Raw genomic sequence first — 21,197 nt, forward strand, 5'->3', positions numbered from 1 at the left:
GCGTCCCCTTGGGTGAACAAGATCCCGCCTACGCGCGGAACGGCCATACGGAACGGCCGTACGGAAGAGCCACACGGAACGCTCGTGCGGAGCGAGTCGACGCGTTGCGGTGGCCGGGGTGAAGGCCCGCCCCGGCCACGGCAGACGGTCAGCCGACCCGGGTCATCGTGGACTCGTAACCGCCTCCGCCCGGGTAGACCCAGGCGCCGACGAGGGTGTTGCCGTCCGCGGCGAAGGTGCCCCGGAAGTACGCGGGCGAGCCCTTCTCGCCGCCCCAGATGGTCAGGGTGTCGCCCGCCACCTCGTACACGTAGTCGAAGGTGTGGCCCTCGTTGTCATAGAAACGCGACGCGATGTCGTCTCCCGGAACTCGCGCTCCGAAGGGCTTCTCCCTGCCGATCACCTCAATACCGGTGATCTGCCGGCCGTACTGCTCCAGCTCGACCTCCTGCACCAGGAAGAACCCTCCGTCGAGACGCCGGTAGGTGACCGTGCCGGTCGCCCCGCCCTCGACCCTCCAACGGCCCACGAGCCGCTCCAGTTCCCTGATCCCCTCGTCCAACCGCGCCACTTCGGCGGCCTCGGGCTGCTGTTCCGTCACGACAGTCCCTCCGTTCGTCCCGTACCTGTCCGCGTGCGGCCGGGGCGCCGCACTGCCCATACGACCGGCGGGCTCCCGGAAAGGAATCGGTGACCGGAGGTGACCTGCGTCACTCTCGGCCCGCGGTGCCGTTCCGGAGGTCGTCGGGCGTCAGGGCGGAAGCCAGACCGAGGGCCGGCAGCAGGTCCGGCGCGAAGGTGGTGATCTCGGCGATCCGGCCGTCCTCGACGCGCAGCACGTCGATGTTGACCGCGGTGTACGACGGCGCCCCGGGCAGCCGTACGTAGTTCACGGCGGCCGGCTGCCGGTTCACGGCGAGCGGTACGGCGTACCAGTCACCCCACGCCTGCTCGCCCTCCAGCACCGCACGCCACATGCCGATGATGGCCGCACGCCCGTCGAAGACCAGGTGGGCGGGCGGCATGGTCTGCCGGGCGTCCTCGCGCAACAGGGCGGCCAGCGCGGTGACATCGGCCGCCCGCGAGGCCGCGACGAACCGCTGGAGGAGCGCACGTTCGGCCTCGGTGGGCCCGGTGTCCCCCCGCCCCCAATCGGCGCGCCGCTCGGGCAGCCGCTCGCGCAGTGTGGCGCGGGCGCGTTGCAGCGCGCTCTTGACCGCGGCGACGCTCAGTTCGAGCATCCCGGCCGTCTCCGCGGCGGGCAGGCCCACGACATCGCGCAGGATCAGTACTGCCCGCTGCCGGGGCGGCAGGTGCTGGATCGCCGCCAAGAAGGCCAGTTCGATGGTCTCCCTGGCGATCGCCGCGGCTTCCGGACCGCTGCCGGCCGGTGCGGCCAGGTCCAGCAGGGCGTCCGGGTAAGGCTGCAACCAGGTGACCTCGGCCGGCGCGGAACGTGCCGGTGCGCCTGCGCTGTCGACCGCCACTGCGATCTCCCGGCTGCGCGCGGGACTGGCCAGCGCGTCCAGGCAGGCGTTGGTGGCGATCCGGTACAGCCAGGCCCGGAACGTCGCCCGCCCCTCGAATCCCGCCCTCTTGCGCCACGCCCGTAGCAGCGCCTCCTGCACGAGGTCCTCCGCGTCGGCGAAGGAACCGAGCATCCGGTAGCAGTGCACGCGCAGTTCGTGCCGGTAGCGCTCGGCGAGACGCGCGAACGCCTCCTCGTCCCCCGCACGGACCGCGGCCTCCGCCCGCTCGTCCACTCCTGGCACCCCTCCGGCCCTCTGCCCCCGCACGCCGCCCCCTCCTCGTACCGCACCGTGCCCACACCGTGTCCGTACCGCCGCCCGCCCGGTCGGAAACGGTAGGGCCGGGCAGACGGCGGCGTCGGTGCGGGGCTTGACCAGACCGCTCAATCAGCCCCGATCAGTCACGGTCCGACACGCTGGTGACGCCGACGTTGGCGTTCTTGGTGAGGCCGTCGACCGGGAACAGGAACCCGCCCTTCGAAGGCAGTTCGACCCTGCCGTGGCTACCGGAGGCGGGGCGCCCGCCCGACGCCCCGTCGTCCGAGTCGGCGTGAGCCACGGCGGGCAGCACCGCGCCGGACAGGGCCACGGCTGCCAGAAGACCGAGCGCCGCACGGATGGTCATACGAAGTGATGTACGCATGATGTTCCTTTCGAGGGTTTGCGCGGTCAGCGCACCACGGGAAAGGAGCACCGCGGCGGCATTGGGCCGTACGTGGGCGCGCCCACCCCCTCCGTACGGCTCCGTAGCTCCGTACGGCTCCGTACGGCCCCGAAATCCAGGAGGCCCTACGGATTGGGCACGAGGAACGTCCGCACCGCACCGAGGAACTCCAAGGGGCGCTCCTCGTGCACGAGATGGCCCGCACCCTCGACCGTGACCAGACGGCAGTCCGGGATGCGTTCGGCCATGTCCTGGAGCTGCTGCTGCGGGATGTGACTGGTGGGGCCGCCGGCGATCACCAGGGTCGGTGCGGTGATCTTCGCCAGGCTGTCCCACCACACGGGGTCCGGCGCGTTGCGCTGCGCCACCACGGCCACCTTGGCCTGCCAGTCGAAAGCCGGCGGCCCCGGCGGCGGGTCCGGGACCTCCTGCGGCGGTGACGCCGGGACGGGCGGGGCGGCCTCCTCCAGCACCAGGCGTTCCACCAGCTCCGGGCGGTCGGCAGCCAGCAGCAGCGCGGTGACCGCGCCGAGGGAGTGACCGATGAGCGCCACGGGGCCCAGCCGCAGCTCCCGGAGGAAGCCGGCCACGTCGTCACGCCACCGCTCGAAGCCGTACTCCCCCGGCCAGTCACTGTGGCCGTGCCCCCGGAGGTCCAGCGCGTACACCCGATGGGTGGTGGCGAGCTGGCCGACCACGCCGCGCCAGTCCTCACCGTCCTCGCCGAGGCAGTGCAGCAGCACCGCCGGGGGCGCGTCCGCGTCGCCCCAGCACCGGTATGCCAGGCGGACGTCACCGACCTGCACTTTCTGAACGTCGCTCATGCGCTCGAAGCTACCCGCGAAGGACTTCGTCACGCCCCTTGACGCGTTCGCCGCCCGCTGATTACTTGGACCGCAGCCAGCTACCGAATGATCGGTCGGGACACGGAACGGTGACACACATGCCGGATGCGCGGAGTTCGGGTACGGGAACGGGCGGGGTCTCGGGTAGGACCGGCCCGCACTTGGACGCGGACACGGTCACCGGCGCAGTCGAGGCGGTACGGCGCCTGTCCACCGACGAGCTGCGGGCCCGGCAACTGGAACGGCTGCGCGCCTCGTTGCACCATGCGTACGCGAACGTCCCCTTCTACCGGCAGTCCTTCGACCAGGCCGGAGTCCACCCCGACGACTGCCGGTCGCTCGCGGACCTGACCCGCTTCCCCTTCACCGTCAAGGACGACCTGCGGGCCAACTACCCCTTCGGCATGTTCGCCGTCCCGCAGGACGAGATCCGCCGTATCCACGCCTCCAGCGGCACGACGGGCCGCCCCACGGTCGTCGGCTACACCGGACACGATCTGTCCGTCTGGGCCGACGTCGTCGCCCGCTCGATCCACGCGGCGGGCGGCCGGCCCGGCCACAAGGTCCATATCGCGTACGGGTACGGCCTGTTCACCGGCGGTCTCGGCGCGCACTACGGTGCCGAACGGCTCGGCTGTACGGTCGTCCCGGCCTCCGGAGGCATGACCGCGCGACAGGTGCAGATCATCCGGGACTTCCGGCCCGAGATCATCATGGTCACGCCGTCCTACATGCTCACCCTCCTCGACGAGTTCGAACGGCAGGGCGTCGATCCGCGGACCACCTCCCTGAGGACCGGGATATTCGGCGCGGAACCGTGGACGGAGGAGATGCGCCGCGAGATCGAGGAGCGCTTCGCGATCGACGCGGTCGACATCTACGGCCTCTCGGAGGTCATGGGCCCCGGCGTCGCCCAGGAGTGCGTGGAGACCAAGGACGGGCTGCACATCTGGGAGGACCACTTCTACCCGGAGGTGGTGGACCCGGTCACCGGCGACCCGCTGCCGGACGGTGAGCACGGCGAGCTGGTGTTCACCTCGCTGACCAAGGAGGCCCTGCCGGTGGTCCGCTACCGCACCCGGGACCTGACCCGGCTGCTGCCCGGCACCGCCTGCCCCGCCTTCCGCCGGATGGAGAAGGTCACCGGCCGCTGCGACGACATGATCATCCTGCGCGGCGTGAACCTCTTCCCCGCCCAGGTCGAGGAGATCGTGCTGCGCACACCGGGCGTCGCACCGCACTTCCAGCTGCGTCTGACCCGCGAAGGCCGCATGGACCACCTGACCGTACGCGCGGAAGCCCGCCCGGGCGCCACCCCGGAGGAGCGCACAGCCGCCATCGCCGGGATCGCCCGCGGCGTCAAGGACGGCATCGGCGTCTCGGTCGCCGTGGAAATCGTCCCCCCGGAAACCCTGGAACGCTCCCTGGGCAAACTGAAACGCATCGTCGACACCCGCACCTGAGACGCACCGGCCCCCGTACGGAATGCCGGGACTTCCGCACGTCCCCTGCGAGGCCCCCTTCTCCTCCCCCCTCCCCCCCCCGCAGAGCCGGGGGGAAGGTACGAGTGACCCCGGGCACAGGTAGTAGCCCCCAGCCCTGTCCTGCCCCCGGCCCAGGCTCCAGCCGCAACCTCGGCCGCAGCGACAGCCGCAGCCGCGGCTCGGCTACGGCCGCAGAGCAGGCCCCCGTGCTCACCACCCACACCGCGGCCCCATGCCTCAGCTCCCCTTGCCCCCTCTCCCCCTCCCCCCCCCGCTTCCTCTCCCTCCCTACCGAGAACTCGGCGTGATCAGCGCATACGGCGCCCCGAACGGATCCAGCAGCATGGCCAGCCTGCCTATGCCCTCGGCGTCCGACGGCGGGACGACGACTGTGGCGCCGCGTTCGGTGGATGCGGCGGTTGTCGCGTCGCAGTCGTCGACGCCGAAGTACGGGTGCCACTCCGATGTCGAGCCCGCGGCGACGTAGTCGGAAGTCAGCTGCATGATGCCCGAGTGGCCGGCGTCGCCGGACGGGTCGGTCCCGGTGGGCGAGGCGACCGTGTAGGTCATGCTCTCGCCCATCTCGTTGTCCTGCGTCTCCCAGGCGAAGACCGTGCGGTAGAAGTCCTTCGCGGCGGCCGCATCGGTCGTGTACAGCTCGGTCCAGCATGCCGCGTTCGAGACGCTGACCGCCTCCATCCCCTTGATGTCGCCGGGCTGCCAGACCGCGAACTCGGCGCCGGTCGGGTCGGTGAACCCGGCCAGCCGGCCGGCGGTGAACACGTCGCACGGGCCGAAGCGGACCGTGCCGCCGGCCTGTTCGACCGTCTTGGCCAGGGCGTCCACGTCCGGGCTGTGGAAGTGGACGGTCCAGGCCGGGCTCGCGCCCTCCTCGGTCAGCGGTCCGGCACCGGCGACGGTCTGCCCGTCGAGCTGGAAGAAGCCGTACCCGCCGGCGTCGGGGCCGGCCGGCCGGAACGTCCAGCCGAAGACGCCGCCGTAGAACGCGACGGCCGCGTCGATGTCGGGAGCCCCCAGGTCGAGCCAGTTCGGCGCACCCGGGACGTACTGGTTCGTGAGCATGATGATCTCCTCCGGCGTCCTGTCGTCGCGGCGCGACGCGGGCGGCCGCCGAGCGAGCACGTACGCCCTCGTCACCGGGGATCACGCGGTGTCGGTCGGTGCTTTCCCCCGGCACTTCTCAGCATGGCAGGGGGGTCTGACAATCGCCCTCCGCGACCGCCCGGGGCAAGATCTTTCAGGCCCCGCCGGAGCGGAACCGGTCCCGGAGTTCGCGCTTGAGGATCTTGCCGCTGGCGTTGCGCGGCAGCGCCTCGACGAACAGCACCCGCTTGGGCACCTGGAACCCGGCCAGCCGTTCCCGAGCGGCCGCGATCAACTCCGCCTCGTCCGGCGTCCCGGCTTTCGTACGGGGCACGACGACGGCGGTCACCGCCTCGATCCAGCGCTCGTCCGGCAGCCCGATCACCGCCACCTCGGCGACCGCGGGGTGCGCGTACAGCGCGTCCTCGACCTGCCGCGAGGCGACGAGCACGCCGCCCGAGTTGATGACGTCCTTGACCCGGTCGACGATGGTGAAGTAGCCCGCCGCGTCCCGCACCGCCAGGTCCCCGGAGTGGAACCAGCCGTCCCGGAACGCCGCCGCGGTCTCCGCCGGTTCGTCCCAGTAGCCCGAGCACAGCTGGGGCGAGCGGTAGACGACCTCTCCGGGCGTGCCGTCGGGCACGTCGAAGCCGCGTTCGTCCACCACCCGCGCCTCCACGAACAGCACCGGCCGGCCGCACGAGTCCATCCGCCCGTCGTGCTCGTCCGGTCCCAGCACGGTGGCCAGCGGGCCGATCTCGCTCTGCCCGAAGCAGTTGTAGAAGGCGAGGCCGGGCAGCCGGGCGCGCAGCCGTTCCAGCACGGGTACCGGCATGACGGAGGCGCCGTAGTACGCCTTGCGGAGGCCGCCGAGGTCGCGGGTGGCGAATCCGGGGTGCTGGGAGAGGCCGATCCACACGGTGGGCGGCGCGAAGAGGCTGTCGGCCCGGCCCGCCTCCACCAGTTCGAAGATCCGGTACGGGTCCGGTGCGTCGAGGATGACGTTCTCCGCGCCCACGGCGAGGTACGGCATCAGGAACACGTGCAGCTGCGCCGAGTGGTAGAGCGGCAGGCTGTGCACGGGCCGGTCGGACGCCTTGAGGTCCAGGGCGGCGATCGCGGACGCGTACGCGTGGACCAGCGCGCCGTGCGTCATCATCGCGCCCTTGGGCAGCCCGGTCGTGCCGGATGTGTAGAGGAGCTGGACCAGGTCGTCGGAGCCCGAGCCGTACGGGCCGCCCGTTCCGCCCGTCTGCAGGATCATCGTCCCCTCCGGCAGCCCCTCCTGCGCGCGTTCCAGCAGTGATCCGGTGGCGTCGCGCAGCGGCATGGTGCGCACGCCGGACGGCAGCCGGTGTTCCAGCGCGGGGTCGGTGAGGACGAGGGAGCTGCCCGACTGCTCGATGATGTAGCGCAGTTCGTCGCCGGTGAGATGGTGGTTGACGGGTACGTGCACCAGGTCGGCGCGGGCGCAGGCCAGGAAGCCGATCACGTACGCGTCGGAGTTGTGGCCGTAGGCCGCGACCCGGTCGCCGGGCACCGCTCCGCCGTCCAGCAGGGCGCACATGGCAGCCGTCACCGCGTCGTCCAGTTCGCGGTAGGTCCAGGACCGGTCGGCGTAACGCACCGCCGTGCGCTCGGGCGTCCGCTGCGCGCTGCGCCGCAGGACCGCGTCGACCGTGTTCGCCCGCACTGCCGTCATGCCGTGATCCTGTGCCCCGGCCCGGGGCGGGTCAAGGGCGCCAGGCCGGACGGGATGGCGGGCCGGACGGACAGGACGGAATGTTCCGAGCCAAAGAACCGGCGGTACGGCCTTGTGGCCATCGATCGCCGTTACCCTCAACGCCCCTCACATTCCCACCAGTTGGCACACGCGACGCGCACGGCAACGGCCGGACAGGCCGGGGACATCAGAAACGTCACGACCACAGGGAGGACCACCCGATATGCGCGACCGACTCAGAAAGCTCGCCGTGGCCGGGGTGGTGCTGCTGACCGGGGCGGCGCTCGCACCCGCCCCGGGCGCGGCGGCCGCCGCCGAGGCGTCCCGTCCGGCGGGCGGCGGCCTCACGGCCGACATCCGCTACACGGAGTACGGCATTCCGCACATAGTCGCCGACGACTACCCCGGCCTGGGCTTCGGTGTGGGCTGGGCGCAGGCCGCCGACCAGGTCTGCACCCTCGCGGACGGATTCGTGACCGTACGCGGTGAACGTTCCCGGTACTTCGGTGCCGACGGCAGGCCGGACGGTACGCACTCCTCCGCGAGCACGAACCTGGCCAGCGACCTCTTCTTCACCGGCGTACGGCGGACGGGCACCGTCGAGAAGCTGCTCCGGCAGCCGGCGCCCGCCGGTCCGAGCGGTGAGATGAAGGAGCTGATGCGCGGCTGGGCGGCCGGGTACAACGCCTGGCTGGCGCAGCAGAAGATCACCGATCCGGCGTGTGCGGGCAAGCCCTGGGTCAAGCCGGTCACCCAGGTCGACGTGGCGGCCGGCGTCCACGCGCTCGCGATCACAGCCGGCCAGGGGGACATGGTGGACGGCATCACCGCAGCCACGCCGCCCACGGCCGGCACCGCCTCAGCTCCCGGAACCCGCCGGACCGTCCGGCCGACCCCGCACAAGGCCATCTCCGCCATCCGTTCCCACCTGGCGCACCGCGCCGGAAGCATGGCCTCGAACGCCGTAGCCTTCCGCGGCACGACCACCGCCAACGGCCGTGGCCTGCTCCTCGGCAATCCGCACTACCCGTGGTCCGGCGGCCGCCGCTTCTGGCAGTCGCAGGTCACCATCCCCGGCGAACTCGACGCCGCGGGCGGCTCGCTCCTCGGCGCCCCCACCCCGTCCATCGGCCATAACGCCCATGTCGCCTGGAGCCATACGGTCTCCACCGGGGTGCCCTTCAACTTCCACCAGCTCACCCTGGACCCCGCCGACCCGACCGCGTACCTCGTGGACGGCAGGTCCGAGCGGATGACACGTCGGACCGTAACCGTTTCGGTCAAGAACGGTCAGGATGTTCGGCGCACCCAGTGGTGGACGCGGTACGGCCCGGTCACCACCGGCTACGGCGGTCTCGACCTGGCGTGGACGGCCCGCACGGCGTACGCGCTGAGCGACCCGAACGCGGCCCAGCTGCGCATGTTCGACACCGCGCTGGGCTTCGGCAAGGCGCGTGACGTGGCGGGCGTGCAGCGCGCGGTACGCCGCTCGCAGGGGCTGCCCTGGGTGAACACCGTCGCGTCCGACTCCGCGGGCCGCACGCTCTACACCCAGTCGCAGGTGCTGCCGCGCATCACCGACGATCTCGCCGAGCGCTGTTCCACCGCGCTGGGCCGGGAGTTGTACCCGGGCACCGGTCTGGCCGTGCTGGACGGGGCACGCTCCGACTGCGCGCCGGGCCGCGACCGGGACGCCGTACAGCCCGGCATCTTCGGCCCGTCCGCGATGCCCACGCTCACGGACACGCCGTACGTGGAGAACTCCAACGACAGTGCCTGGCTGGCCAACGCGGACCGGCCGCTGACGGGCTACCCGCGGGTCTTCGGCGACATCGCCACGCCACGCGAACTGCGCACCCGCGGCGCCGTCGAGGACGTCTCGGCCATGGCGGACCGGGGCGGCCTGACGGTGGCCGACCTCCAGCGGCAGCAGTTCGCCAACCGGGTGCCCGCCGGTGATCTTGCCGCCGCGGACACCGCGCGGGCCTGCGCCGCGCTCCCCGGCGGCACGGCGACCGGCAGCGACGGCAAGCCCGTGGACGTGTCGGAGGCGTGCCGGGTGATCGGCGACTGGGACCGTACGGTGCGGACGGACAGCAAAGGCGCGCTCCTTTTCGACCGATTCTGGCGCGGACTGACCGCCAAGGTGCCGCAGACCGACCTGTGGAAGACGCCTTTCGACCCGGCCGACCCCGTACACACCCCGCGCACCCTGAACACCGCGGCCCCCGGCTTCGCGACCGCGCTCGCCGACGCCGCGGCCGAACTGCGCGCCGCCCGTATCCCGCTCGCCGCCCCGCTGGGCGAGCACCAGTTCGTCGTACGCAACGGCAAGCGCATCCCGGTCAGCGGCGGCGCGCACGGGCTGGGTGTCTGGAACATGAGCATCGGCCGGTGGAACCCGGCGGACGGCGGCTACACCGAGGTCCGGCACGGTTCCAGCTACATCCAGGCGGTGTCCTTCCAGGGCGGCGGCTGCCCGGTGGACGCCCGTACGCTGCTGACGTACTCACAGTCCTCCAACCCGCGCTCGCCGCACTACAGCGACCAGACCGAGCTGTACTCGGCGAGCCGGATGCTGCGTTCGCGTTTCTGCGAGCAGGACGTGCTGGCCTCACCGGAGCTGCGGGTGGTGCGCGTGCGCCAGCGGTGACCTGCTGAAACGGCTTCTACACGGCGCGCTCCCGGCCCGTCCAGTACGGGTCGCGGAGCCGCCGCTTGTAGAGCTTGCCGTTCGGGTCGCGTGGCATGGCCGCGATGAAGTCGACCGACCTGGGACGCTTGTAGCCTGCCAGCCGCTCCGCGCAGTGGGCCAGGATCGCGTCGGCGAGCGCCGGGCTCGCCGGGTACCCGTCGGCGGGCTCGACGACGGCCTTGACCTGCTCGCCCCAGTCGTCGTGCGGGATGCCGAAGGCCGCGGCGTCGGCGACGGCGGGGTGGGTGAGCAGGGCGGCCTCGATCTCGGCGGGGTAGATGTTGACCCCGCCCGAGATGATCATGTCGATCTTTCGGTCGCGGAGGAAGAGGTAGCCGTCCTCGTCCAGGTGGCCGAGGTCGCCGACGGTGAAGAAGTCGCCGATGCGGTTCTTGCGGGTCTTGCCCTCGTCCTTGTGGTAACTGAAGCCGCCGGTGGTCATCTTCAGGTAGACGGTGCCCAGTTCGCCGGGCGGCAGGCGGTTGCCGTCGTCGTCGAAGACCGCCAGTTCGCTGATGGGCCAGGCCCGGCCGACCGTACCGGGCTTCTTCAGCCAGTCCTCGGCCGTCGCGAAGGCGCCGCCGCCCTCGCTCGCCGCGTAGTACTCCTCCACGCAGCTTCCCCACCAGTCGATCATGGCTCGTTTGACGTGGTCGGGGCAAGGCGCGGCGCCGTGGATCGCGTGCCGCATCGAGGTCACGTCGTAGCGCGCCCGTACCTCCTCCGGAAGGGCGAGCAGGCGGTGGAACTGGGTCGGCACCATGTGCGTGTGGGTGCAGCGGTACGTGTCGATCAAGCGCAGCATCTCCTCGGGCGTCCACTTGTCCATCAGGACGATCTGGTGCCCGATGTGCAGGGACGCGCCCGCGAATTGCAGTACGGCCGTGTGGTAGAGCGGTGAACAGACCAGGTGCACGTTGCCGTCGAAGGGCCGGATGCCGAAAATGCCGAGGAAGCCGCCGAGCGGGGACTCCTCGGGCAGCTTCCCGGGGAGCGGGCGGCGGATGCCGCGGGGGCGGCCGGTGGTGCCGGAGGTGTAGTTCATGACCCAGCCGAGGGTGCGGTCCTCCGGCGCGGTCTCCGGCTGTCCGTCGAGGAGTGCGGTGTACGGCCGGAATCCGGGCACCTCGCCGACGGCGTAGCGGTGCTGCGGTGGCAGTCCCGCCTCGTCGGCGGCGGCGCGGGCCGCGTCGGCGAACCGTTCGTGCGCGATCAGCGCCTTGGCCTCCGAGTCACCGACGATCCAGGCGATCTCCGGGCCGACCAGGTGGTGGTTGACCGGTACGAGATAGAAGCCCGCCTGGGTGGCCGCGAGGTACGCCGTGAAGAGCTCCACGCCGTTGGGCAGCACCACCGCGAAGGCGTCGCCCCGCTCCAGGCCCGCCGCGCGCAGCCCGTGCACCAGGCGGTTGCAGGCGGCGTGCAGCCGGGCGGCGGTCCACTCCTCGCCGTCCGGGGCGATCAGTACCGTACGCCCCGGACCGGTGGCGGCCTGCGCCCAGAAGCCGTTGGGGGTGGGTGACGCCATGGATGCCGACATGCGTGTCCTCCTCGGCTCGGAGACTGGTCTCAACCGCGCCCGGCGATGCGGTCGATACGGTCGACGGCCCGCTCGAATCCGCGGGTCAGGTCGTCGAAGACCGCCTGCACACTGCGTTCGGAGTTCATCTGCCCGACGATCTGGCCGACCGGTGTGCCCAGCAGCGGCTCGACCTCGTACTTCTGGATACGGGAGACGGCCTCGGCGACCAGGAGTCCCTGGAGGGGCATGGGCAGCGGCCCTGGACTGGACGGGTCGTCCCAGGCGTCCGTCCACGCCGTACGGAGCTGACGGGCGGGCTTGCCGGTCAGCGCGCGCGAGCGGACGGTGTCGCCGGGGCCCGCGGCGAGCAGCTTCTCGGTGAGCCGCCGGGAGTGCAGCCCGGCCTCCTCGGTGGTCAGCCAGACGGAGCCGAGCCAGACGCCCTGGGCTCCCAGGGCCAGCCCGGCGGCGATCTGCTCGCCCGTACCGATGCCGCCGGCCGCGAGCACCGGCAGCGGGTCCACGGCGCGGACGACCTCGGGGGTGAGCACCATGGTGGCGATCTCTCCGGTGTGGCCGCCGGCCTCGTAGCCCTGGGCGACGACGATGTCGATACCGGCGTCCTTGTGGTGCCGCGCGTGCCGCGGGCTGCCTGCGAGCGCGGCGACGAGGATGCCGTGCGCGTGGGCGCGCTCGACGACGTCGGCGGGCGGTGAGCCGAGCGCGTTGGCCAGCAGCTTGATCGGGTATTCGAAGGCGACGTCGAGCTGGGAGCGGGCCACCTGCTCCAGCCAGCCGGTGATGCGCCAGCCGGAGGCCTCGCCCGCGGGCAGTTCGGGCACCTGGTGCTCGGCCAGGGTCTGTGTGACGAAGCGGCGGTGCCCGGGCGGGATCATCGCTTCGATGTCCGCTTCCGTGACGCCCTCCACCTTCTTCGCGGGCATCACGACGTCGAGGCCGTACGGTCTGCCGTCGGTGTGCCGCTCGATCCAGTCCAGGTCGCGGGCCAGGTCGTCGGCGGCCGCGTAGCGGACCGCGCCGAGCACGCCGAAGCCCCCGGCGCGGCTGATCGCGGCGGCCACCGCCGGGAACGGGGTGAACCCGAAGACGGCGTGCTCGACTCCCAGCCGGTTGCTCAGCTCCGTCTGCATGGCCGCAGGATGCCGCAGGGAGCCGGACGAGGGAAGAGGGTTCCTGATGGCTCGTCAGAAAAAGGGGCTCCGCCTCGTGTCACATCCGCGGGCCGCGGTCCGTCCGGGAGGGCGGACACCTGAGCGGCGGAGCCTGGAGGCACAGCATGCGGACGGACATCACCGTCATCGGCGGCGGTACGGCGGGCCTGGTGGCCGCCATCGCCTGCGCGGAGGCCGGAGCGGCCGTCACGCTCCACGAGGCGCACGGCTCGCCGGGCGGCCGCGGGCGCGCCACGCCGGCCCCGTACGTGGCTCACGAAGGGCCGCACGTCTTCTACTGCGACGGCCCGCACTGGACCTGGCTGGCGGAGCGCGGTCTGACCGGCCGGCTGGGGCGGCCGTCCGCCCGCGACCTGCTGCGGGTCTCCTTCGTACGGGACGGGCGGCGCACACTCCGGCCACCGGCCGGGTTCCTGCGGATGATCACGGTGGGCCGGTCCCGTACCGCCCCCGTCGACGAGGACTTCCACGGCTGGGCGTCCCGGCACTTCGGCGAGGAGGCGGCGCGCGCCGCGGCCCACGCCATCGCGGCCGTGACGTACGACGCGGACACCGGCCGGCTCTCGGCGGCCTTCGTGTGGGAGCTGATCCGCCGCGTGTTCGCGCCCGGGGTGCCGACCGTACGGTGGGTGGCCGGCGGCTGGCAGGCGGTCGTGGACCGGCTGGCGGCCCGCGCCCGGCAGCTCGGCGTACGCGTCGAGCTGGGCTCGCGGGTCACCGAACTCCCGGACCGCCCCACCATCGTTGCCACCGAACTCTCCTCCGCCCGCGCCCTGTTGCGCGACGACTCCCTGCGCTGGGAGAGCGGCCACTGCGTCCTGCTGGACCTCGCGGTCCCGCACGGCAGGCAGGATCGGTTCCTCACCTTCGACCTGGACTCGGGCGGCTTCCACGAGAGCTACTCGATGCAGGACCCGACCACCGCGCCGCACGGCACGTCGCTGTTCCAGCTCGACATGCCCGTACGCGCCGGGGAGAGCCTGGCCGGCGCCCGGCAGCGGCTCGAACGTTTCGCCGGGCTGACCGTACCCGGATGGCGCGACCGTGCGGTGTGGCGGCGCCAGGGCACCGCGCGCGGCCGGACCGGCGCCCTGGACCTGCCGGGGCTGACCTGGCGGGACCGTCCGGCGATCGACCGCGGGTACGGGATCTTCCTGGCCGGGGACATGGTCGCGGCACCCGGTATGCGCGGCGAGATCGCGCTCAACAGCGCCGTACGGGCCGCCGCGGGGGCGGTGCGGGCGGCCGGGCTCCGGGGGCGCGGAACGGCCGGCGCCGCCTGAGAGGCGCCGGCCGTCATCCCTGGCCGAGCACGGCCATGGCGGCGTTGTGGCCGGGAATTCCGCTCACTCCGCCGCCCCTGACCGCGCCCGACCCGCAGAGCAGCACGTTGGGGTGCGCAGTCCGCACACCCCAACGGGCCGCCGCGTCGTCGCCGTCGGTCCGCGTGCCGTGCTCCGCCCCGTCTTCCGGGCTGTACGGGAACGCCAGCTCGCGGTGGAAGATGTTGCCGCCCGGCAGGCCGAGGTCGCGTTCCAGGTCGAGCGGGCTGCGGGCCTCGATGCAGGGGCGGCCGTCCGCGTCGGTGGCCAGGCAGTCGGTGAGCGGTTCGGCCAGTACGCCGTCGAGCTGGGCGAGGGTCGCCGCGAGCAGGCGCTCCCGGGTGGCGTCGTGGTCCCCGGTGAAGAGGCGGGCCGGGGTGTGGAGGCCGAAGAGGGTCAGCGTCTGGTAGCCCTGGCGTACCAGGTCGGAGCCGAGGATGGAGGGGTCCGTCAGGGAGTGGCAGTAGATCTCCGAGGGCGGCGCGGCGGGGAGTTCGCCGGCTGCCGCCTGCCGGTAGGCGGTCTCCAGTTGCTCGTAGCCCTCGGCGACGTGGAAGGTTCCGGAGAAGGCCAGGCGCGGGTCGACGCTGGTGTCGCGCAGCCGGGGCAGCCGGGTGAGCAGCATGTTGACCTTGAGCTGGGCGCCCTCGACGGGTTCCGGGGGCTGCTCGCCGAGGAGAGCGGCGAGGGTGTGCGGGGCGGCGTTGACCAGGACGTGGCGCGCGCCGGCCGTGCCGTACGCGGAGGTGATCTCGGCCGTGCTGCCGTCGGTGGCGATCCCGGTCACCGGGCAGTCGGTGACGATCTCCGCGCCGGCCTTGCGGGCGGCGTCGGCGAGCGCGTCGGTCAGCGCGCCCATGCCGCCGATCGGCACGTCCCAGTCGCCGGTGCCGCCGCCGATGACGTGATAGAGGAAGCAACGATTCTGCGCCAGGGCCGGGTCGTGGGCGTGCGCGAACGTACCGATCAGCCCGTCCGTGAGGACCACACCCCGCACCAGGTCGTCGGCGAACGCCGCCTCGACCGTCTCACCGAGCGGCCGCTCGAAAAGCGCCTCCCAGGCCGCGTCGTCGCCGACCCGGGCGCGCAGCGCGGCGCGCGTCGGAAGCGGTTCGGTGAGGGTGGGGAAGACGCGCTCCGCGACCCGCCGGGTCATGCCGTGGAAACGCTGCCAGGCCGCGTACTCCCGGCCCGAGCCGGTGAGCCGGGTGAACGAGGCACGGGTGGCGTCCTCGTCGGTGCTGACGTACAGGCCGGTGGGGCGGCCGCCGCGTACCGCGGGCGTGTACGAGGAGACCGAGCGCCGGCGGACCGCGAAGCGCAGGCCCAGATCGTTCACGATCTTCGGTGGCAGCAGGCTGACCAGGTACGAGTAGCGGGACAGCCGCGCGTCCACGCCGCGGAAGGCGCGGGTGGAGACCGCGGCGCCACCGGTGTGGCCGAGCCGCTCCAGGACGAGCACCCGGCGCCCGGCGCGGGCCAGATAGGCGGCGGCGACCAGGCCGTTGTGCCCGCCACCGACGATGACCACGTCGTACGAAGTCCGTTCCGGCATGTCTCTTGGTAGCACGCGGTGATCGCCGCCACCAGGTACGGAAGGCTGAATTCCGAAGGACCCGCAGCGCGGCGCCTTGCTCCCCTCCTCCTACGTTCCTAACGTCCGACGATGCGTTGAATCGGCCTGCTCCGCTCCCCCGTGAGGTGCCTGTGCACGTTTCGTCGGCAACGCGTCCCCCGAGGCGCACCGTGACCCGCCTGAGCGCCGCCGCCCTGAGCGCGGCGGGTGTCCTGTCCGCGGCCGCCGCCTTCCCGGCGGCGGCCACCCCCACCGCACCGGGCCCGGCCGGGCCCCGCGCCGCCGCGGTCTACCCGAACCTCACCCCCAGGCCCCCGATGGGCTGGAACAACTGGTCGTACTACATGTGCGACATCGACGAGAAGGTGATCCTCGGCAACGCGCGGGCCCTGGTGAAGTCCGGCCTCGCGGCCAAGGGCTACGACACGGTCACCGTCGACGACTGCTGGATGCTCAAACAGCGCGACGCCAAGGGCAACCTCGTCCCGGACCCGGCCCGCTTCCCGCGCGGCATGGCGTACGTGGGCCGCGAACTGCACCGGATGGGCCTGAAGTTCGGCATCTACGAGGACGTCGGCAAGCTGACCTGCGAGAAGTACCCGGGCAGCTTCGGCCACTACCAGCAGGACGCCGACCTCTTCGCGAAGTGGAAGGTCGACTACCTGAAGATGGACGGGTGCAACCTGCCCACCGCCCCCGGCAAGACCAAGGAGCGGACCTACCACGACGCGTACCGTGCGGTCAGCCAGGCCCTGCGCAGGACCGGCCGCGACATCGTCTTCTCGGTGTCGGCGCCCGCCTACTTCCAGTACGACGGCGACCAGGTCTGGCACCAGGTCATCCGCTGGTCGTCGCAGGTCGGCAACTTGTGGCGGGAGGGCCGCGACATCGCGGTGGAGAAGCACGGCGGCGCCAAGAAGTGGTCGTCGATCAAGTACAACTACGCGTACAACGCCAAGCTGGCGCACTTCCAGCGGCCGGGCCGCTGGAACGACCCCGACTTCCTGCTCGCGGGCGACTCCGGGCTGACCACCCGGCAGATCCAGAGCCAGATGTCACTGTGGGCCATGATGGCCGCGCCGCTGATCTCCAGCACGGACCTGACGAAGATCTCACCGGCCGCGCTGCGCGTCCTCGGCAACCGGGACGTCATCGCCGTCGACCAGGACCCTAAGGGCGTGCAGGGGCGCGTGGTCCAGCAGGGCCCCGGATACGACGTACTGTCCAAGCCACTGCAGAACGGTGACCGGGCGGTCGCGCTCTTCAACTCCGGCGACGCGCCGCGGACGCTGTCCACGACGACGAAGACGGCCGGCCTGCCGAAGGCGAGCTCGTACGAGCTGCGCGACCTGGTCACCAAGCGCGCCTCCCGCACCACCGGGAAGATCTCCGTACGGGTGCCGGCGCACGCGACGGTGCTCTACCGGGTGCACCCGGTGCGCTGAGCGGCCGCCGGGCCGGGTGCGGAAGGCGCAGCCCTCCTTCAGCCCCGGCCCGGCCGGCCCGGCCCCCTATCCGGCCGGCGGCCCGCCCTCAGCCTCTCCCCGGCGCCCGCCGCTGCCGCAGCGCGGCGACCCGGCGGTACAGCGCCACCGCCTCGGCGGAGCGTCCGAGCTGCTCCAGGCACTGGGCCTCGTCGCTGCGGCTCGCGAGCGCGTCGGGGTGGTCGGCGCCCAGCACCCGTTCGCGGGCCGCGGCGACCTGCCGGTAGACCGCCAGCGCGTCGGGCCAGCGGCCCAGCCACCCCAGGGCGACAGCGATCTCCCGGCGGCTGACGAGGGTGTCCGGGTGGTCGGCGCCCAGCACCTGTTCGCGGAGCGCGGCCACCGACCGCGCCTCGGACAGCGCCTCTTCCCAGCGCCCGAGGCGGCCGAGGTTGACCCCGAGCCCGTGCCGGGCACGCAGCGTCTCGGAATCGGCAGGGCCCTGCGCGGTCGTACGGGCGTCGACAAGGTCCCGGTACAGCTCCAGCGCCTCCGCGCTGCGTCCCAGGCGCCCCAGGCTTATACCGACCTCGTAGCGGGCGGCGAGCGTGTCCGGATGGCCGGGCCCCAGCGCCTGCGCCCGGTCGGCGGCCACTTCCCGGTACGTCTGCAACGCCTCCGCCCACCTCCCCAACTGCCCCTGCAAGTAGGCAACCTCGTACCGCGTCACAAGGGTGTCCGGATGCTGCGCCCCCAGCACCCGGGCGCGTGCCGACGCCACGTCGCGCGCCATCCGGTACGCGTCCTCCAGCCGGCCGAGACGGCTGAGGTTGAAGGCGAGGTTGTGCCGGCAGCGCAGCGCGTCGGGATGCCCGGGACCCATCGTGCGCTCCCGGGCCGCGAGGACGGACACATACACCTGGTGCGCCTCGAAGTGCCGCCCGAGGCGTCCCAGCGCGTACGCCGTCTCCTGGCGGGCGGCCAGCGTGTCCACGTGGTCGGCGCCGAGGCTCCGTTCGCGCCCGGCGGCCACCCGCTCGTACTCGCGCAGCGCGTCGGCGGGCCGGCCGGACCGGGCGAGGGTGAAGGCCACCTCGAACCGGCTGGCGAGGGTGTCGGGGTGATCGGGCCCGAGCGCGTGCTCCCGCTCGGCGGCGACCGCGCGGTGCACCTCCCCCGCCTCCGTCCACCGCCCGAGCCGGCCGAGGCTGAGCCCCGCGTTGTGGCGGGCGGCCAGCGCGGCGAGGTGTTCGGGCGAGGGCGCGGGGCGCTCGGCGACGTACGGGGCCGGGGTGTCGCGGCTGAGCGGCGGCAGACCGCTCGTCCACGAACCGGTGAGCCCGGCGGCGCCCTCGGCGCCGGACCCCCGCGGCGCACGGGGTCCGGCCAGGGTCCCGCCGCTCATCCCCTGCGTCCAGGACGGCAGACGGCAGACGGCACGGGTCGGCGTGCGGCCGCCCGGCCGCGCCGGGAGCGTCGCCTCCACGGTGGGGTACTCCGGCGGCCTGCGCGCCGAGACGAGTCGTTTCACCAGTTCAGCGGCGTCCCGGGGCCGGTCCTCCGGATCCTTCGCCAGCAGGTCCAAGACGATGCGCTCGTACGCTTCGGGCAGGTCGGGGCGGTGCCCGCGCGGCGGCTCCGGTGCCGTGTCACGGTGCCCGACGAGCACCGCCCACGCGTCGTCGAGATCGAACGGCGGCACCCCCGTCGCCAGCTCGTACAGCACACATCCCAGCGAATACAGATCACTCCGGTGATCGACCGTCCCGGCGCCGATCTGCTCGGGCGACATGTAGTGCGGCGTGCCCATCGCCACGCCCGTACCGGTCAGCCGGGCGGTGAACCCGATGTCGTGCCCCAGCCGGGCAATGCCGAAATCACAAATCTTCACCGTCCCGTCCGCGATCCGCACGATGTTCGCGGGCTTGAGGTCACGGTGCACGATGGACTGCTCGTGGGTGTACGCCAGGGCGGCCGCGACCTGCTCGGCGATGTCCGCGAAATCCGGCACGGGCAGCGGATCGTGCCGGTTGTCCTCCAGCAGCTGGCTCAGATTCCGCCCGTCCAGCAGCTCCATCACGAGAAACAGGATCCCGTCGTCCTCACCGAAGTCGTGGACGACCGTGACACCACGGTGCTGAAGCGCCGCCGCCACCCGCGCCTCCCGCCGGAAACGCTCCCGCAGCACCCGCATGAACGACGGATCGTGCTGCGGCCCGAGCGGCTTGAGGCACTTGACCGCGACCTGCCGCCCCAGCGACTCGTCCCGCGCCCGCCACACCTCCCCCATCCCACCGCGCCCGATCAGGTCGAGCAACCGGTACCGCCCCTGAACCAGCCTGCTCTCCACCATCGCCCGCCCGCGCCCCCGTCCCCGCCACGTCAGCCGCCGCGATCCCCCTAAGGGCGCTTCTGATGGATCTCCGTGGCCTCGCGACGCCCGGCACGCACCCTCGCCGCACGGCGCGAAGGGACAGGTGGCTCCGCCACATGACCCTTCACACCGCACTCCGAGCGCACGCACCGAACGCCGCTCGGTGCCCTCCACGGAGATCCATCAGAAACGCCCTAGGTGTACTGCCCGCTCAGTATGGCGGGGCGGGGGCTGGGGGTGTAGGGCGCTGAGGGGGCGTCGCGGGGGCGGCGCCCGCGCGCTACCGCCGCACCCGCGGCATCCCCAGCCCGATCCACGCGATGATCTCGCGCTGGATCTCGTTGTTGCCGCCGCCGAAGGTGAAGATGACCGCGGAGCGGTAGCCGCGTTCCAGTTCGCCGTGCAGGACGGTGCCGGCCGAGCCGTCCTTCAGGGGGCCGGCCGCGGCCACGACCTCCATCAGCCAGGCGTACGCGTCGCGGCGCGCCTCCGAGCCGTAGACCTTGACGGCGGAGGCGTCCTGCGGGGTGAGCGTGCCGCGCTGGAGGGCGTCCACCATCTGCCAGTTCAGCAGCTTCATGGCGTCCAGCCTGGTGTGCGTACGGGCCAGCAGGCCGCGTACCCAGCCGAGGTCGATGACGCGCCGGCCGTCGGCCAGCTTCGTTCCGGCGGCCCAGCGCTGTACGTCGTGCAGGGCGCGGACGGCCATCGTGCCGTGGGCCGCGAGGGTGACGCGCTCGTGGTTGAGCTGGTTGGTGATGATGCGCCAGCCCTGGTTCTCCTCGCCGACGCGGCGGGTGAGGGGGACGCGGATGTTCTCGTAGTAACTGGCGGTGGTGTCGTGCGAGGCGAGGGTGTTGATGCGGGTGCAGGAGTAGCCGGGGTCGGAGGTCGGCACGAGGAGCAGGCTGATGCCCTTGTGCGGCGGCACGCCGTCCTCGGCGGGGGCGGTGCGCACGGCCAGCCAGACCCAGTCGGCCGTGTCGCCGTTGGTGGTCCAGATCTTCTGCCCGTTGACGAGGTAACCGTCACCGTCGCGTACGGCCCGGGTCCGGAGCGAGGCGAGGTCCGTACCGGCGTCGGGTTCGCTGTAGCCGATCGCGAAGTCGATCTCTCCGGAGAGGATCCTGGGCAGGAAGTACGCCTTTTGCTCGTCGGTGCCGTACCGCATGATCGTCGGGCCGACGGTGTTCAGCGCCATCAGCGGCAGCGGGACGCCCGCCTGCGCGGCCTCGTCGAAGAAGATGAACTGCTCCATCGGCGTCATGCCCCGGCCGCCGTACTCCTCGGGCCAGCCGACACCGAGCCAGCCGTCCGCGCCCAGGCGGCGGATGGTGGCGCGGTAGAAGCGTTTCTGGGGGGTGGGGCCCGCAGCGGCCGTGGGGGTGTTCGAAGATTCTGTGGCGGGCGTGGCCGGTGAGTCTGAGCCGGTGTCGGGGCCGTGGAAGCGTGCGTACGCGCCGTCGGGGACCAAGGCGGCGAAGTACTCCCGCAGTTCGGACCGCAGCCGCTGCTGTTCCGGGGTGTATTCGAGGTGCATGTGGCCCCTCCTGGTCTGACCGGCCCGGCTCATGCGGTCACGCATACGCGCCCCGACGCGCTACGGGCGCGGCGCGACCGGCGATGTTCCTGACGGCCCGTCGGGTGACAGGTCGTGGGCACAGTAGAACGTGTTCCACCGATACGGAAGGGCGTGGGTGGCGGGCCCGCCGGAACGGCGGTGGGGCGGGGACAGTGCCCGC

15 protein-coding genes are annotated in these 21,197 nt (G+C 72.4%); 4 read left to right on the forward strand and 11 right to left on the reverse strand.

Features of this window, described 5'->3' with window-relative positions; all coding sequences use genetic code 11:
• Nucleotides 1-148: 148 nt before the first annotated feature.
• From ACZ4Z1_RS00335 to ACZ4Z1_RS00350, 4 genes are all read right to left on the reverse strand, one after another.
• Nucleotides 149-601, reverse strand: a complete 453-nt coding sequence (locus ACZ4Z1_RS00335) for a hypothetical protein (protein WP_468484336.1) — start codon at nt 599-601, stop codon at nt 149-151.
• 109 nt (nt 602-710) lie between these two features.
• Nucleotides 711-1,796, reverse strand: a complete 1,086-nt coding sequence (locus tag ACZ4Z1_RS00340) for an RNA polymerase subunit sigma-70 (RefSeq protein WP_468484337.1) — start codon at nt 1,794-1,796, stop codon at nt 711-713.
• Nucleotides 1,797-1,926: 130 nt separating this feature from the next.
• Entirely contained in the window at nt 1,927-2,172 is a 246-nt protein-coding gene (locus ACZ4Z1_RS00345) for a hypothetical protein (protein WP_468484338.1), read from the reverse strand.
• Between the two features lie 146 nt (nt 2,173-2,318).
• Entirely contained in the window at nt 2,319-3,017 is a 699-nt protein-coding gene (locus tag ACZ4Z1_RS00350; RefSeq protein WP_468484339.1) for an alpha/beta fold hydrolase, read from the reverse strand.
• A gap of 119 nt (nt 3,018-3,136) precedes the next feature.
• Between ACZ4Z1_RS00350 and paaK the strand changes: the two genes are divergently transcribed.
• Complete coding sequence (gene paaK / locus ACZ4Z1_RS00355; protein ID WP_468484340.1) at nt 3,137-4,501, forward strand: phenylacetate--CoA ligase PaaK; 1,365 nt, start codon at nt 3,137-3,139, stop codon at nt 4,499-4,501.
• Nucleotides 4,502-4,810: 309 nt separating this feature from the next.
• Here paaK and ACZ4Z1_RS00360 read toward each other — a convergent pair whose 3' ends face one another.
• Nucleotides 4,811-5,605, reverse strand: a complete 795-nt coding sequence (locus ACZ4Z1_RS00360; protein WP_468484341.1) for a VOC family protein — start codon at nt 5,603-5,605, stop codon at nt 4,811-4,813.
• A gap of 175 nt (nt 5,606-5,780) precedes the next feature.
• The gene (locus tag ACZ4Z1_RS00365) at nt 5,781-7,328 is read right to left on the reverse strand and encodes an acyl-CoA synthetase (protein ID WP_468484342.1); all 1,548 of its coding nucleotides are present in this window, start codon (nt 7,326-7,328) and stop codon (nt 5,781-5,783) included.
• Between the two features lie 244 nt (nt 7,329-7,572).
• Here ACZ4Z1_RS00365 and ACZ4Z1_RS00370 point away from each other — a divergent pair, with 244 nt between their 5' ends.
• Complete coding sequence (locus ACZ4Z1_RS00370; RefSeq protein WP_468484343.1) at nt 7,573-10,002, forward strand: penicillin acylase family protein; 2,430 nt, start codon at nt 7,573-7,575, stop codon at nt 10,000-10,002.
• Between the two features lie 16 nt (nt 10,003-10,018).
• Here the strand turns inward: ACZ4Z1_RS00370 and ACZ4Z1_RS00375 are convergent, their stop codons facing one another.
• Together ACZ4Z1_RS00375 and ACZ4Z1_RS00380 are read right to left on the reverse strand one after the other, a co-directional pair.
• Nucleotides 10,019-11,584, reverse strand: a complete 1,566-nt coding sequence (locus ACZ4Z1_RS00375) for an acyl-CoA synthetase (protein WP_468484344.1) — start codon at nt 11,582-11,584, stop codon at nt 10,019-10,021.
• A gap of 29 nt (nt 11,585-11,613) precedes the next feature.
• Nucleotides 11,614-12,717, reverse strand: a complete 1,104-nt coding sequence (locus ACZ4Z1_RS00380; protein WP_468484345.1) for an NAD(P)H-dependent flavin oxidoreductase — start codon at nt 12,715-12,717, stop codon at nt 11,614-11,616.
• A 146-nt stretch (nt 12,718-12,863) separates the two neighbouring features.
• Here ACZ4Z1_RS00380 and ACZ4Z1_RS00385 point away from each other — a divergent pair, with 146 nt between their 5' ends.
• A complete protein-coding gene (locus tag ACZ4Z1_RS00385; protein WP_468484346.1) occupies nt 12,864-14,042 on the forward strand; it encodes an FAD-dependent oxidoreductase in 1,179 nt (392 codons plus the stop codon).
• A gap of 13 nt (nt 14,043-14,055) precedes the next feature.
• Here ACZ4Z1_RS00385 and ACZ4Z1_RS00390 read toward each other — a convergent pair whose 3' ends face one another.
• Nucleotides 14,056-15,636, reverse strand: coding sequence for a phytoene desaturase family protein (locus ACZ4Z1_RS00390; RefSeq protein WP_468484347.1), 1,581 nt, complete (start codon nt 15,634-15,636; stop codon nt 14,056-14,058).
• Nucleotides 15,637-15,827: 191 nt separating this feature from the next.
• On the opposite strand from ACZ4Z1_RS00390, the gene ACZ4Z1_RS00395 reads away from it, so the two are divergent.
• The gene (locus tag ACZ4Z1_RS00395; protein WP_468484348.1) at nt 15,828-17,102 is read left to right on the forward strand and encodes a glycoside hydrolase family 27 protein; all 1,275 of its coding nucleotides are present in this window, start codon (nt 15,828-15,830) and stop codon (nt 17,100-17,102) included.
• Nucleotides 17,103-17,190: 88 nt separating this feature from the next.
• On the opposite strand, the gene ACZ4Z1_RS00400 is transcribed toward ACZ4Z1_RS00395, so the two are convergent.
• Nucleotides 17,191-19,434 carry a serine/threonine-protein kinase gene (locus ACZ4Z1_RS00400; RefSeq protein ID WP_468484349.1) on the reverse strand — a complete coding sequence of 748 codons (2,244 nt, stop codon included), beginning with the start codon at nt 19,432-19,434 and terminating at the stop codon, nt 17,191-17,193.
• Between the two features lie 301 nt (nt 19,435-19,735).
• On the reverse strand, nt 19,736-20,995 hold the full coding sequence (locus ACZ4Z1_RS00405; RefSeq protein ID WP_468484350.1) for an acyl-CoA dehydrogenase family protein: 1,260 nt from the start codon (nt 20,993-20,995) through the stop codon (nt 19,736-19,738).
• Between the last annotated feature and the right edge of the window lie 202 nt (nt 20,996-21,197).

The organism is Streptomyces sp. NPDC030165 (genome assembly GCF_055573595.1).